The organism is Aquibaculum arenosum (assembly GCF_029222965.1).
Lineage (GTDB): Bacteria > Pseudomonadota > Alphaproteobacteria > Kiloniellales > DSM-21159 > Aquibaculum > Aquibaculum arenosum.
Genome location: NZ_JARHUD010000004.1, coordinates 50,247 through 64,041, shown reverse-complemented (window position 1 = coordinate 64,041; position 13,795 = coordinate 50,247). Strand labels below are relative to the sequence as shown.

Sequence of the window (13,795 nt, the reverse complement as noted above, 5' to 3'; positions counted from 1 at the left end):
GTCAAAGGCGTTGACTCACAGTCGCTGGGCCAGGCCGGGCCGATCCGCTTCTCGCGGCAGCGGAGGCTGCTGGCGGAGAAGGCTGGGCGGCGGGGCATAAAGGCCGTTGCGCCGCACGCCGGGCATGGTTGCGGTGAGAATGGCATCGAAGACCGCGCGCTCGCGCCGGCTCATATGCCTGGTCGACTGGCGAAAGAAGAGCTGCAGCCGGTCGGCCGGCGCCAAGTGCTCGCGACCCCACCAGATGGGATGAGTGAGCAGTTGCAGCGTGCCGTGGCGCGCTTGGGTGAGCTCGTCCAGCGGCTCGCCGCAGCGCCAGGAACCGCGGGAATCGGAGATGTACCAAGTCATCAGTTCCGCGGCGTAGGCATTCACGCGCCCGGCGATGAAGAGCGGTCCGCGCAGGAAGCTCTCCACCGGCCGGTGGAAGGAAATCGAGGTCACAGCCTCGCCCAGCACCGCCTGCAGCCGATGGCAGTCCATGCGCACCCGCGCTTCCAGGCCGGCGCGGTCGTCGCCGCGCTGCTCGGGCGGGCAGTCGAAGTGGATGCCCACCTCGTGGCCCAGGTCGCGCAGTTCGCGCAGCGCATCGCCCTGCTCGGGGTCGTAGAGCAGCGACTGCATCATCACGAAGTAGGTGGCGCGCACCCCCATGTCGTGCTCAAGCCGGCCCAGCGCCAAGGCAGCCTCCAGGCTGCAGTCGATGTCGTGGCGCAACAGCAGGTGGCCGCCGTCGGCCCGAAGCGAGGGCACCTCACGGAAGAGCCGCGGGGTGAGAAAGCGGCTGGCCGCTTCCACCAGGCGAGCGTAGTAGTCGTAGCTGAAGTTGTCCGCCCAGCCCGCCATGGCGTCTTGCTCCCTATTCACGTGAGGTTTCCGCCGCGCAGAGCAGCGTTTCGCCCGGTGGATGGGCGAGGCGCTCGCCCGTCCGGCTCATCCAACCGATCTGCCGCGCCGGTGTGCCGACCACCAGCGCATGGGCCGGCACGTCGCGCGTCACCACCGCGCCGGCGCCGACGAAGGCGTAGGCGCCGACGGTCACGCCGCAGACCAGCGTGCTGTTCGCCCCCAGCGTCGCGCCGCGGCAGACCCGGGTCGGACGGTATTCATGCTTGCGCGAGACGGCCGAGCGCGGGTTGATGACGTTGGTGAAGACCACGCCGGGGCCGCAGAAGACCTCGTCCTCCAGCGTCACGCCCTCATAGACGGAGACATTGTTCTGGATCTTCACGCCGTCGCCGATCGTCACCCCCGGCGCCACATAGACCCCCTGTCCCAGCACGCAGGCGCGGCCGATGCGCGCGCCGGCGCTGACGTGGCTGAAGTGCCAGACCCGGGTGCCCTCCCCCAGATCCGCGCCGGGGTCGACGCACGCCGTGGGATGAACGGAAAGCGCGCTCGTCATGCCGGCACCGCTTCACGCGCTTCGCTGCGCAGCCAGGGATGCGCTTCGCCGGCCTCGGGCGCGCGCGGCCGAGCGTTGCGAATGGCCTCGACCGTTTCGATCGAGGGCCGCACCTCCGCCAAGCCGAAGCCGCGCCCGGCCAGCACCTCCGCATAGCTGCGGCTGTGCAGGTCGGCGAAACCGTCCGAAAACTCAACGTCCCGGCCATCCAGAGTGATTGCGCGAAAAGTGGTCTGGCCCGGCGCGCGTTGCCGGGGCAGGTCGGCGGCATCGGTGGAGAGAAACCAGCGCACCTGCGCACGATCGAAGCGCAGGTAACCGGCGGCCCGATGCTCCTCGGCCAGATGCAGCACGCTGCGCTGCCGCTCGCCAAAGAGATAGTGCAGCATGTCGAAGAAATGGATGCCGATGTTCATGGCCAGGCCGCCGGAGCGGCGCGGATCGGCCTTCCAGCTCGTGTCGTACCAGGCCCCACGCGAGGTGATGTAGGTCAGCTCCACCTCGTGCAGCGTCCCGGGCGGCGCCTGTCCCACCAGGCTGCGCAAGGCGCGGATCACCGGGTGCAGGCGGAGCTGCAAGATGGTGCTGACCCGCGCTCCACTGTCCTGCTCCAACTGCGCCAGATCGTCGAGCAGGGCCGTTGTCAGCACCAGGGGCTTTTCGCAGATCACGTCGCAGCCCAGCCGCAGTCCGGCCGCCACATGGGCGTGGTGGAGATGGTTGGGGGTGCAGACACTCAGGAAGTCGAGCCCCGTGCCACGCGGACGGCGCAGGCGGTAGCAATAGTCCTCGAAGCGTTCGAACTCGGTGAAAAAGGCGGCTTCCGGAGCCAGGCCGTCGATCACGCCGACGGAATCGCTGACGTCGCAGGCGACGGCCAGTTGGCCGCCGCAGTCCCGGATCGCCCGCATGTGGCGCGGCGCGATGTAGCCGGCGGCACCGATCAACGCGAAGGCAACCATCCCTCACTCCTTCTCGAACTGGCTCGAACTGGCTCAAACAGGTCTGAAAACTTGCGCGCTCAGGCGCTGACCACGCAGGCGTCGAGGCGGCGGAAGCGCCCGCGGGTGTCGACAATCAGCGCCGCATGGCGGCGGATCAGCTCATAGTCGAAACGGTCATGATCGGTGAGCAGCAGCACCGCGTCGTAGCGGGCCAGGCTGCCGGCGGTCAGCGGAACGCTGGTCATCTCCAGTCGATGCTGGCGCAGCTTGGGAAAGCGCGGGACGTGGGGATCGCTGTAGTCCGCCAGCACCCCCTTGGCCACCAGCCGCTCGAGAATTTCCACCGAGGGAGACTCGCGCATATCATCGACGTTCTTCTTGTAGGCAACACCCAGCACCAGAACCCGGCTGCCCTTCAGGGACTTGCCGCGCTCGTTCAAGGCCTCGGACAGTTTGACCACGACCCATTCGCGCATGAACTGGTTGATCTCGCCGGCCAGCTCGATGAAGCGGGTGTTGATGCCGTACTCGCGCGCCTTCCAGGTCAGGTAGAAGGGGTCGATGGGAATGCAGTGCCCGCCAAGGCCGGGGCCGGGATAGTAGGGCGTGAAGCCGAAGGGCTTGGTGGCGGCCGCGTCGATCACCTCGAAGATGTCGATGCCCATGCGATCGGCCACCAGCTTCATTTCGTTGACCAGGCCGATGTTGACCGCGCGGTGAATGTTCTCCAGCAGCTTGGTCATCTCCGCCGCCTGGGTGGAGCTGACCGGCACAACGGTCTCCACAAGCTGCTCATAGAGCGCGACCCCGGCCTGTCGGCAGGCGAGGCTGTGGCCGCCCACCACTTTGGGAATTGAGGCGGTCTCGAAGTGCCCGTTGCCCGGATCCTCGCGCTCGGGCGAGTAGACCAGGAAGATCTCCACTCCCAGCACCAAGCCCGCGCCGGCGATGCGCGGCGCCAGTTCTTCGGCAGTAGTCCCGGGATAGGTCGTGCTTTCCAGCGAGATGAGCTGTCCCGGGCGTAGGTGTGGCAGCAGGGCCTCCATCGTGCGCAACACGAAGCTCAGGTCAGGTTCGCGGTGGCGGGTCAGCGGTGTGGGCACGCAGAGGATCAGCGCATCGGCCTCACCGACCCGGGCAAAATCTGCCGTGGCCTCGAAGCCATCGGCACGCATTGCCGCCACGCGCTCGGAGGGAATGTGCTCGATGTCACTGCGCCCGTCGTTGAGGCGCGCCACCTTCTCTTCGTCGATGTCGAAGCCCAGCACTGGAAAGCCGACAGCCGCGCTGCGCAGCGCCAGAGGCAGCCCGACATAACCCAACCCGACGATGCCGATGCGCGCAGTGCGTGCCTGAAAGGCGCCGAGCAGGTCGGACAGCCAGTCCTGAACCGGAGGGGGCTGCAGCAGGATCGACATTCCCTCGTCTCCACATCGCGGTTGAAGGTGTGCTTCTGGGTGGAACGCGCGCTGCCCGCGAGGGGCGGCCACGCTACCGCAGTCCGGGTGAAAGCTTCGCGCTTTCAGCCGGGGACCGCGGCCGCTCCGCAAAGGGGCGACCGGTTAAAGGACCAACAAAGGACCGAAGCGCCGTCAGGCGCTCTTGCGCACCGCGTTCAGCGGCAAAGTGACCGGCACCCGGCCACCCAGAAACTCGAGAAGGACCCTAACCCGTCCCGCCGGCTCAAGCCGGACGACCCGGGCCAGATGGTCCGCGAAGGGCCCCACCAGGATGCGAACATCGTCATCGACCTGCAGACGCTCCAGACGTTCGGCCTGCAGCAGCCCGCGTCGGTCGCTTGCGGCCAGCAAAGCCTCGACCACGCCCGGCGGCACCCGCAGGGGCCGCTCGCCGGAGCTGAGCAGGCGCACCACACCGATCGTCCCATTGACCGAGCGCCAAGCCTGGCGCTGTGGATCGAGGTGGACAAAGAGGTAGGAGGGAAAGAGTGGCGCCAGGACGGTATCGGTCCGACGGGCATGGCGGCGCGTGCGGGCCAGAAGCGGCAGGAAGGCTTCGAAAGTCTGTTGCTGCAGATGCCGCAGCGCGAGGGCTTCCTTTCCCACCTGACTGTGAACGCAGTACCAACCGCCCCGTCCCTCGACCTGCTCCCGCTTCACCAAGGTGCCCCTCCCTCTGATTTACCCACTCACACAAAAACAAAATCGCTTCACTACAAATAACAAACTTGTGGGCTATTCGCCAAAAATCAAAAGAGCTATTTCCTGTTCGTCGGTATTAGCAAGTTTTCTCCTCCGCAACAATCTGTGCGGTTTACTTAAATTTTTTCTGTTCTTTTGTTTTTAAGGAGTATGTCGTTTCTTCGCAGGTGATATTACGGATATTATTGTCTGGCGGTTCCCTGCCTTCTTATTACTCGGCGTAGTAGCCCTTGTAGCGGTCGTAGTGGTAGCCGTAGTCGCCGTAGCCATAAGTGGCCTGCTTGCGCAGATCCACTTGCGACAGCACGATCCCGGTGACCGCAATATCGACCACCGCCAGCTTGCGCAGCGCCGCCTTGACCGTGTCACGCGGGGTGTGGCCCCAGCGCACGACGAAGACCACGGCGTCCGAGATTTTCGCCAAGGGCCCGGCATCGGCCACCGCCATGATCGGCGGGGTATCCAACAGCACCAGGTCGTAGCGATGGCGCACGCTCTCGATGAAGGCCGCCATGCGCCGCGATGCCACCCGCTCCAGCGGACTGGAAACGCCATGGCGCGAAGCCAGGATGTGCATGCCGCTGAACTTGTCCTCGACCACCGCCTCGTCGAGGCGATGCGTTCCGTCCAGCACGTCGGCCAGGAAGGCCCGCGGCCGCAACTTCAGACGATAGGCCATGCGGGGGCGGCGCAGATCGGCCTCCACCAGCAGGGTGCGCGCGCCGGAACGCGCCGCCATCCGCCCGAGCGTCAGGCAAAGCGAGGTCTTGCCCTCCGAGGGCACGGAGGAGGTGACCATGATGACCCGATGCGGCCCCTCCTCCGGCGTCAACTGCAGACTCATACGCAAACCCTGCACACCCTCGCTGAAGGCGGAGTAGGGCTTGGCCAGGGCGTAGGTGGAGGGCTCGAGGCGGCTGCGCAGGAGCGGTTCGACCCCCAGCACCGGCAGGCCCGTGTCGCGCTCGAGCTGGTTCGAAAGCCGATAGCCACGATCGATCAGCTCCAGCACCGCAGCGATCATCAGGCCCAGCAACAAGCCCAGCATGCCGCCGGCGCCCATCATCAAGGCCGGACGCGGGAAGGAGGGAACCGACGGGGTTTCGGCGCTGGACACCACCCGGGCGTCGGGACGCTGCAGCCCCTCCTGTTCCGAGGTCTCGCGATAGCGGCGCAGGAAGTTGGCATAGATGGCGCTGATCGATTCCGCCTGGCGTATCAGTTCGTTCAGCTCGACCTCGGCCCGCTGGGTCCCGCTGCTGTCTTGGCGCAGGCCGGCCAGGGCGGTGGCCAGCGCCTCCTCCTTGGCAATGGCCTCCTGCACGGCGATGCCCAGCGACTGCACCACTCGGCCGGTTTCCTCGCGCAGCTTCGCCTGCACGTCGGCGCGCTCAGCCTGCATTTTCTGCATCTCGGGATGCAGCGGCCCATAGCGCGAGGCCTGTTCCGCCTCGCGCCGGCGCAGGGCCGCTTCCTCGGAGCGCAGGTGCCAGAGGATCGTCGCCCCTTCGACATCGCGCAGCCCTTCGGGGTTGCCTGAACGCGCCGCGCGCAGGCGTGCCTCGGCCTGGGAGCGCTCCACCTGAGCCATCACGAGTTGGGCGTTGATCTCCGCCAGTTGCTGCTCGCCGACCGTCTCGCCGCGGCTCTCGATAAGGCCGTGCGTCTCGCGATACTCTCGCACCGCCAGCTCGGCCTCGCGCACCTCGGCGCCGAGCTCATTGAGCCGCTGCACCAACCACTCATTGGCCGAGCGCGTGGCATCCAACTTGGCTTCGAGCTGATCCTCCAGGTACTGCTCGACAATGGCGTTCACCACCTCGGCCGACTTCTCCGGGTCCGGGGAGGTGAAGCTGAGCTTGATGGTGTAGGATCGCCCGTCGTTATCGGTCTTCAGCTTGGCAAGCAGACGATCTATGACCCAGCGTTGCTCGGCTTCCTCATCGAGATTGCTTGCCGGCGGCCCTTCCAGTTCCAGTGCCCAGGCCGGCACCAGGTTGGTTGGCAGGACCGACGCCAGGAACTTGCGCCCCTCGTCGCGCCACTCGGCCCAACGACTGGGCTCTTCCGGCGGGTTGAAGTAGGGATCGTTGTAGAGGTCGAGCCGCTCCGCCACACGCCGCATCAAGGGCACGGAATTCAGCACGTCCAGTTCCGAACGGAGCACCGCATTCTCGGCCGAAAGGCCCGACAGCACCGACTGCACGTCGGTCACATGCACCTGGCGCGCATCGATCATCAGCTGCGCCTGCGCCGTATACTGCGGGGTGAAGCTGTAGGCGAGCAGCGCGCTCAACCCGGTCACCAGGAGAAAGCCACCCAGAATGATCCCCACGCGCCGGCGCAGGAACTGCAGGGTGGAGGCCAACTGGGCGCCGTCGCCCCGAGGCTCCTCGGCCACGGCATCGCGATAGTGTCCGTCACTCGGTGTTCTCATCTGCACCCTCCAGGCGACACCCGATGCGGCGGATGCGCGTCAGTCCCCACGGTGAGCTACGGCTGCACCAACGTGCAGCCGTAGGCCTCGATACTCAGAAGAAGCGTTCGGGAATGGTGATCACATCCCCCGGCATGACCGTGGCGTTGGGGCTCGCATCGCGATCCACCTCGTCCTTGCCCTGGCGCTTGATCTCCGCCCGGCTTTCGCGGGCCCGGTAGGTGTAGCCGCCGGCCATGGCCACGGCGTTCATCACCGTCATGCCGTCGACATAGGGGTAGCGGCCGGGCTCGCGCACCTCGCCGATGATGTAGAAGGGTCGGTAGTTGATCACCTCGATCGCGACTTTCGGCGAAACGAGATAGCCACTGGCCAGCACCTCGGTCAGCTGCCCCTCCAGTTCGCGCACCGTGATGCCGCGCGCCGGCATCTCGCCCACCAGCGGCAGAGCCACGTGACCCGAGCCATCCACCTCGAACACGCCCGAAAGCGAGGGCTCGTTGAAGACGCTGACGCGCACCTTGTCCCCCGGCCCCAGGCGATAGACCTCCGCGTCCTGGGCCTTGGCCGGCCCGGAGGAGAGCGTGAGGACGGCTAGCACGAAGAGGACAGAGAAAGCCCGTGCCAGGCTCCGAGACAGACCCCGTGCCAAGCAATGCCGCCGTCTGTTTGCGCTGACTGTGTGCCGCATTGTTCGCTGCCTCACCGAAGTTGGACGATGGCAGCAAGCCTAGGCGCAGGCGCGAAAATTGCAGAGAGGGGCAGTGGAGTCAGCCGCCTTCGAGTATGAGGTAGCCGCCCGCCGGAATCGCTGCAGGCTACCCCTCTTCCCGGGGGAATGTATCGCAAAGAAAAGGGCGGCCCTCCCTGCCGCAGCAGAAGAAGAGCCGCCCCCTCTCGAAAGCGCCGGTAACTACCCCGTCACGGCGTTAGCGCGGGGTGCAGGAAACTCTTCAGGCGTCCGCGAGATTGGCCGCGGAGAGGACCGCCTTGACCGAAGCGGTCGAGACATCCTCGTCGATGCCCACGCCCCAGACGGTCCGGCCGTCCTCGGTCTGGCATTCCAGGTAGCAGGCCGCCTGGGCGCCGGACCCGCGACCCAAGGCGTGCTCGTGATAGTCGACCACTTCCAGGCTGAGGCCGCAGTCGTCGCGCAGGGCGGCGAGCAGGCTGGAGATCAGGCCGTTGCCGCGCCCGCTGATCGAGCGTTCCTTCCCGTCGACGCGAATGCGGCCGACGAAGGCGCGCTCCTGTCCCGGGCGGCGCGGCGCCGTGCTGTCATAGTCCTCCAGCACGAAGCGACCCTGCTCCTGCAGGAAGGTCTCCTGGAAGGTCTTCCAGATGTCGGCGGTGGTCAGTTCGCGGCTGGTGGAGTCGGCCACCTCCTGCACCACATGACTGAAGGCGATCTGCAGGCGCCGCGGCAACTGCAAGCCCTTTTCCTGCTGCAGCACCCAGGCCACACCGCCCTTGCCCGACTGGCTGTTGACGCGGATCACCGCCTCGTAGGAGCAGCCCAAATCGGCCGGATCGATCGGCAGATAGGGCACGTCCCAGATATCGTCGTTGCGCTGCTCGCGCGCCGCGAAGCCCTTTTTGATGGCATCCTGGTGCGAACCGGAAAAGGCCGTGAAGACCAGTTCACCCGCGTAGGGGTGGCGCGGGTGTACCGGCAGTTGGTTGCAGTGCTCCACTACCTCGACCACGGACTGGATATCCGAGAAATCCAGTCCCGGGTTCACACCCTGGGTGTAGAGGTTCAGCGCCAGGGTCACGAGATCGACGTTGCCGGTGCGCTCGCCATTGCCGAAGAGGCAGCCCTCGACGCGGTCGGCGCCAGCCATCACCGCCAGTTCCGCCGCTGCGACGCCGGTGCCGCGATCGTTATGCGGATGCACGCTGATCACCACCGAGTCCCGGCGGGAAATGTTGCGGCAAAACCACTCGATCTGATCGGCGTAGATGTTGGGGGTGGAGGCTTCCACGGTCGCCGGCAGGTTCAAGATCACCGGCTTGTCCGGGGTCGGCTGCCAGACGTCGAGTACCGCTTCGCAGACCTCCAGGCTGAAGTCCAACTCGGCGGTGCTGAAGGTCTCGGGCGAATACTGGAAGTGCCAATCGGTGTTCGGCTGCTTCTCCGCCTCGGCCTGGAACATCTCGGCGCCCTTGATCGCGATGTCCTTCACCTCTTCCCGGCTCATCTTGAAGACCACACGCCGGAAGGCCGGAGAGACGGCATTGTAGAGGTGCACGATGGCCTCGCGGCTGCCACGCAAGGACTCGAAGCTGCGCTCAATCAGTTCGCGGCGCGACTGGGTCAGCACCTGGATCAGCACACCCTCCGGCACCTGCTCCTTCTCCACGAGGCTGCGGGTGAAGTTGAAGTCGGTGGCCGAGGCCGAGGGGAAACCGACCTCGATCTCCTTGAAGCCTGACTTGATCAGCAGATCGAAGAAGCGCTGCTTCTTCGTACCGTCCATGGGATCGATCAGCGCCTGGTTGCCGTCGCGCAGATCAGTCGACAGCCAGCGTGGCGGCTGGGTGATGACCTGCGAGGGCCACTGTCGGTTCGGCAAATCGATGGGCGTGAAGGCGCGGTACTTACTTTCGGGTTGGCTCAACATGGCCTGCGGGCTCCGTTCGGTACTGGATGTCTGTCTCGGTTCTGACTGCGCTCAGAGGCGGACGGCGCACAAGCGCTGCGGTCGCGGGCGGCCGTCAGGCCCAGCGACCGCCGATAAGTCGCAGAGCGGCACCGAGGATTGCGCAGGCAAACGTGGCAGAAAAGGTTTTGAAAAAGCTGTTCATTTTTGGACCGGCGGAAAGGTGGCGGTTCGACGCGGGCTGTCCCGGCTCCCTCAGGAAGCCGGGCGGAGAAGTCGAAGGGCCTGGGTCATCGCTCTGTCCATGGCCCACGACTTTAGGGGCCTGGCCCGAAAGTGCAAGAGCTTTGCGCCAGGCGGGCGTGTCACGGACCGTTCGGAATGCACGCGAGCACAATGATGCATGAGGAAGCGCTCTTCCTTGTGCCCGCTGGGGCACGCGGGTAAGAGGTGCCACCAGCCCACCTTTCCCCGCACATCGTCTCGCCCCTTCGCCTTTGGAACCCCTTTTCATCTCCACGCTGCTGGTCGCGGTCGCCGAGATCGGTGACAAGACACAGTTGCTCGCCCTGGTGCTGGCGACGCGCTTTCGTGCGCCCTGGCAGATCCTGGCCGGCATCACGCTTGCCACCCTGGCCAATCATGCCCTGGCCGCGCTGGTGGGACAGATGGCGGCGGAGCTGGTTTCCGAGCAGATGCTGCGCTGGATGCTGGTCGCTTCCTTCCTGGGGATGGCTGCCTGGGTGCTGGTGCCGGACCGGCTCGACGACGGGGAGAAGGTCAAGAAGTCGCGAGCTGGCCCTTTTTTGGCCGCCACGCTTACCTTCTTTCTAGTGGAGATGGGCGACAAGACGCAGATCGCCACCGTAGCCTTGGGCGCGCGCTTCGAAGCCCTGGAACTGGTCATCCTCGGCACCACCCTCGGCATGCTGGCGGCCAATGCGCCGGTGGTGATGATGGGGCATCTGCTCGCCGACCGGCTGCCGCTGAAGACGATCCGCGCGATCGCCGCCCTGCTCTTCCTGCTGCTGGGCCTCTGGGTCGCTCTCTTCGGCCTCTGAGTCTCTTCGCCGCTACCCGAAGAGGCCATGCAGGAACCAGCGTTCGGCCTGGCAGTAGAGCCAGAAGCGCCGCCCGTCCTGATCCTCGATGCGGAAATAGTCGCGCGAGTCTATCGGGCCATCACGCCACCACTCCGCAGAAAGCCGCTCAGGACCTTCGGCGTGGGTCACCCGATGCAAACGCCGGCGCCAGCGGAAACGGGTCGGCGCACCCTCTGCCATCGGCGCCAGCACCTCCACCGGCTCCGGCCGAGCCAAAAGGCGCAGAGGCCGCGGCGGCGCTGGGCACCACTGACCTGCACGCCGCGTTGGCAGGGCCGGCAGGCGGGTCACTGCGCGCTCCGGCAAATGGCTTTGTCGCGGCGCCTGACAGCCCACCGCCCCCGCCCCGAGTCGCAAGGTCAAGCGGTCGATCAGCAATGCCAGCGCCGCTGCATCTGGCTCCGATGCAGCAGCGGCAGGGTCGGCCGGACGTCCCGCTTGCCCGGACGGCTCTGCAACGAGGCTCATCTGCAAGGCGCTGAGCGACTCGACCACGCAGGCCGCCAGCGCCAAAGCATCGAGGCCGAAGCCGGGTTGCAGCCGTTCGCGCTGCTGGGCGAAGAGACGGGCGAGATGGGCCGGCTCGCGGGTGGCGCGGCTGGTGGCCAGTTCAAGTTCCTGGCGGCTGCCCTCGGCCCGGAAGAGCGTAAGGCGCAGGTGCCGCACGCCCTGCCCGGCCGTTTCCAGCCGGCAGCACAGCCGCCCGATCAGGCAATCCACCGCACGGGCGAGATCCTCCGCCGCGGCCAGCGGCTCGCCGAAGGCCAGACGCACCTCCTGCGGCGGCGCGGGACGGCGCGGAGACAGCGGCTCGCCCTTTTCACCCAACGCCTGGCGCAGTCGCGCCGCCACCTCCGGACCAAGCCGGGTCGTGAGGCTCGCCGGCGGCAGCGCCAGCAGATCTCCGATGCGCAGCAGCCCGAGGCGGGCCAGCAGTTCCACCTTGCCCGCCGGCAAGCGCAGAGCCGCCAGCGGCAGCGGAGCCAGAGCCTCTCGCTGCGCACCGGCCTCGATCCGCCGCCGGTTGCTTCCCGGCTCACAGCCATGTCGGGCCAGCGCCCAGGCGGCCCCCGGCGTATCGGCCAGCCCGGCCCGCCCGGCGTAGCCCTGCTGCCGGCAGCCGGCCAGCAGCGCGCGCAGAAGCGCCTCCTCACCGCCGAAGAGATGGGCACAGCCGGTGATGTCGAGCCAGAGCCCGGCCCCTCCGCCAGGCTCTGGCAGGCCGTCCAGAGCGACCCAGGGGGTAAAGCGCTCCGCCCAATCTGCCAGGCGGGCCAGGGCGGCCTTGTCCTGCTGTGGCGCCGCTTCCTCGCTGCCCAAAGTGGGGCAGAGCGCCCGCGCCTGTGACAGGGTCATCCCCGGCAGAAGGCCACCCGCTTCGGCCGCCGCATTGACGGCAAAGAGCAGTTCGCGCCCGCCCTCACGCTGGAACAGCGCAAAGGGGGCGCTTTCAGGCGACGCCCGCCGCCGCTCGATCGCGAAGCGGGGCAGCCAGAGCGAGATCACCCGTCGCATCGTCCCATTCCACCTCGAAACTGGCCGGCCGGCCGCCGCGACAGCGCAGCAGGTCAAGCTGCCAGCAAGCCCGTCCCACCAGATCAGGCAGGCCGGGATCGCTCGGCAGGGCAGCCACCTGCCAGCGGGTCAGAGCCGGGCTGCCGGCAAGCCGGCCTTGCGTGCCTGCAGCGGAGCGCTGCAGCAGGAAGCAGGGGCGCCCCGCCTTCTCGGCCGCGAGCTGCAGCCGACGGGCCGCCACCGCATCCACGGCATCGACCTCGCCCACCACGCCGGCAAGAGCCGGGCAATCCAACCCCTGCTCCAGTGCCCAGAGCAGATCCTCCCGCCGAGCGGCACAGGCGCGCAGCAGGCGCGCAGTAGACAGGCCAACCACCGCCGCAGCCGGTGCATGGAGGTCGTCGGCGCGGCTGACCCAGAGCAGCCGGCCGGCGCGCGCCGCGAGCAGGCGAGCGGCGAGCAGCAGGAGAAAGCCCGTTGCCGGGCCATCATCCAATTCCGGATGTGCCGGGCGCACCTCATGCAAACCGGCCAGAGGCAGGCCACCGCCGGGCAACCGCCGGTCCAGCGCCGCTGCCCCCAGGGACAGGGTTGCTCCATCCCTTCTTGCCCCGCCGCTCTGCTCAAGCCGGCGGATATGCGCGCGCAAGACCTCGAGGTTCTCCGGCTCGCTTCCTGTCATTATAGAGTCTGCGCCATTCATGTTCTTGTTATGTTCTAATCCCGTTTTTTCCAGCGATCAAGCCCCAGGCCTTGCGTCTTCGTCGTTCCCGTCGCGCTTGTCCGCGGTTAAACTGGGAACATGCGGCTTACCCCCGACCTGCTTTTGCGCGCCTATGCGCTTGGCGTCTTCCCCATGGCGGAAAATCGCCAAGCGGAAGAGCTGCACTGGGTCGACCCCGACCTGCGCGGCGTGCTGCCGCTCGAAAGTGTGCACCTGCCGCGCCGCCTCCATCGCCGGCTGCGAGGCAATGGCTTCCTGGTCACCTGCAACCAGGACTTTCCCGCTGTCATCCAGGCCTGTGCCGCACCCATGGAGAACCGGCCGGAGACCTGGATCAACAGCACCATCGAGCAGCTCTACAGCGAACTGCATCGCATGGGCTTTGCCCATTCCATCGAGGTCTGGCTGCCTGAAACACCGACAGATCCGTCAGACGCCGCCCTCACGAAGGAGAGCAACGACGCTCCAGCAGCACACGGCCGGCGGCTGGTCGGCGGCCTCTACGGTGTCGGGCTGGGCGCGGCCTTTTTCGGGGAATCGATGTTCACCCGCGTCACCGACGCCAGCAAGGTGGCGCTGATGCACCTGATCATGCGGCTGCGCCAAGGGGGATTTCAGCTTCTCGACACGCAGTTCACCACGCCGCACCTGCGCCAGTTCGGCGCGATCGACCTACCCCGCGCCCACTACAAGGCGCTGCTCGGCCGTGCCCTGCGCGAGACGGCGGTCTTTCCCGTGGAACTGAGCGAGGAGGCCTTTGCCGAGCAGCTGGCAGCTCTGCGCAGGCCAAGCGCTAAACCGAAGTGCGAATAGAACCGCGAACTCTTGGCGCATGACGCAAGCAAAGCGGCCACAGAACACCATAAAATGATACCAAGTAGCGCCGAATCCACTTGACCCCA

General features: G+C 66.8%; 12 protein-coding genes. 2 read left to right on the top strand and 10 right to left on the bottom strand.

The genetic code is table 11. The features are described 5' to 3' along the window. Positions 1-15: 15 nt before the first annotated feature. From P2G67_RS07470 to leuA, 8 genes are all read right to left on the bottom strand, one after another. On the bottom strand, positions 16-846 hold the full coding sequence (locus P2G67_RS07470; RefSeq protein WP_275821588.1) for a polysaccharide deacetylase family protein: 831 nt from the start codon (positions 844-846) through the stop codon (positions 16-18). Positions 847-859: 13 nt separating this feature from the next. Beyond that, positions 860-1,405: an acyltransferase gene (locus P2G67_RS07465; RefSeq protein ID WP_275821586.1), complete on the bottom strand. Its 546-nt coding sequence runs from the start codon at positions 1,403-1,405 to the stop codon at positions 860-862. Then, a complete protein-coding gene (locus tag P2G67_RS07460) occupies positions 1,402-2,367 on the bottom strand; it encodes a Gfo/Idh/MocA family oxidoreductase (protein ID WP_275821584.1) in 966 nt (321 codons plus the stop codon). The genes P2G67_RS07465 and P2G67_RS07460 overlap by 4 nt, the downstream gene beginning before the upstream one ends. Positions 2,368-2,426: 59 nt before the next feature. Beyond that, positions 2,427-3,767, bottom strand: a complete 1,341-nt coding sequence (locus tag P2G67_RS07455) for a nucleotide sugar dehydrogenase (protein WP_275821582.1) — start codon at positions 3,765-3,767, stop codon at positions 2,427-2,429. A gap of 174 nt (positions 3,768-3,941) precedes the next feature. Further along, positions 3,942-4,469 (bottom strand): transcription termination/antitermination protein NusG, encoded by a 528-nt coding sequence (gene nusG, locus P2G67_RS07450; protein WP_275821580.1) that lies wholly within the window; start codon positions 4,467-4,469, stop codon positions 3,942-3,944. A 253-nt stretch (positions 4,470-4,722) separates the two neighbouring features. Further along, positions 4,723-6,948, bottom strand: a complete 2,226-nt coding sequence (locus tag P2G67_RS07445) for a GumC family protein (protein WP_275821578.1) — start codon at positions 6,946-6,948, stop codon at positions 4,723-4,725. A gap of 94 nt (positions 6,949-7,042) precedes the next feature. Then, positions 7,043-7,600 carry a polysaccharide biosynthesis/export family protein gene (locus tag P2G67_RS07440; RefSeq protein WP_275821576.1) on the bottom strand — a complete coding sequence of 186 codons (558 nt, stop codon included), beginning with the start codon at positions 7,598-7,600 and terminating at the stop codon, positions 7,043-7,045. A gap of 301 nt (positions 7,601-7,901) precedes the next feature. After that, positions 7,902-9,572 carry a 2-isopropylmalate synthase gene (gene leuA, locus P2G67_RS07435; RefSeq protein ID WP_275821574.1) on the bottom strand — a complete coding sequence of 557 codons (1,671 nt, stop codon included), beginning with the start codon at positions 9,570-9,572 and terminating at the stop codon, positions 7,902-7,904. A gap of 476 nt (positions 9,573-10,048) precedes the next feature. Between leuA and P2G67_RS07430 the strand changes: the two genes are divergently transcribed. After that, entirely contained in the window at positions 10,049-10,612 is a 564-nt protein-coding gene (locus P2G67_RS07430; RefSeq protein WP_275821572.1) for a TMEM165/GDT1 family protein, read from the top strand. A 12-nt stretch (positions 10,613-10,624) separates the two neighbouring features. Here the strand turns inward: P2G67_RS07430 and P2G67_RS07425 are convergent, their stop codons facing one another. After that, positions 10,625-12,169, bottom strand: a complete 1,545-nt coding sequence (locus P2G67_RS07425; protein WP_275821571.1) for a Y-family DNA polymerase — start codon at positions 12,167-12,169, stop codon at positions 10,625-10,627. Then, positions 12,105-12,851, bottom strand: coding sequence for an ImuA family protein (locus P2G67_RS07420; RefSeq protein ID WP_275821569.1), 747 nt, complete (start codon positions 12,849-12,851; stop codon positions 12,105-12,107). The genes P2G67_RS07425 and P2G67_RS07420 overlap by 65 nt, the downstream gene beginning before the upstream one ends. Positions 12,852-12,971: 120 nt before the next feature. Here P2G67_RS07420 and P2G67_RS07415 point away from each other — a divergent pair, with 120 nt between their 5' ends. After that, positions 12,972-13,706 carry a leucyl/phenylalanyl-tRNA--protein transferase gene (locus P2G67_RS07415; RefSeq protein WP_275821566.1) on the top strand — a complete coding sequence of 245 codons (735 nt, stop codon included), beginning with the start codon at positions 12,972-12,974 and terminating at the stop codon, positions 13,704-13,706. Positions 13,707-13,795: the final 89 nt, after the last annotated feature.

Bases quoted from the DNA above. Each gene is read 5' to 3' on its own strand.
- P2G67_RS07470 (WP_275821588.1), bottom strand. From the start codon at position 846: ATGGCGGGCTGGGCGGACAACTTCAGCTACGACTACTACGCTCGCCTG.
- P2G67_RS07465 (WP_275821586.1), bottom strand. From the start codon at position 1,405: ATGACGAGCGCGCTTTCCGTTCATCCCACGGCGTGCGTCGACCCCGGC.
- P2G67_RS07460 (WP_275821584.1), bottom strand. From the start codon at position 2,367: ATGGTTGCCTTCGCGTTGATCGGTGCCGCCGGCTACATCGCGCCGCGC.
- P2G67_RS07455 (WP_275821582.1), bottom strand. From the start codon at position 3,767: ATGTCGATCCTGCTGCAGCCCCCTCCGGTTCAGGACTGGCTGTCCGAC.
- P2G67_RS07445 (WP_275821578.1), bottom strand. From the start codon at position 6,948: ATGAGAACACCGAGTGACGGACACTATCGCGATGCCGTGGCCGAGGAG.
- leuA (WP_275821574.1), bottom strand. From the start codon at position 9,572: ATGTTGAGCCAACCCGAAAGTAAGTACCGCGCCTTCACGCCCATCGAT.
- P2G67_RS07425 (WP_275821571.1), bottom strand. From the start codon at position 12,169: ATGCGACGGGTGATCTCGCTCTGGCTGCCCCGCTTCGCGATCGAGCGG.
- P2G67_RS07420 (WP_275821569.1), bottom strand. From the start codon at position 12,851: ATGACAGGAAGCGAGCCGGAGAACCTCGAGGTCTTGCGCGCGCATATC.
- P2G67_RS07415 (WP_275821566.1), top strand. From the start codon at position 12,972: ATGCGGCTTACCCCCGACCTGCTTTTGCGCGCCTATGCGCTTGGCGTC.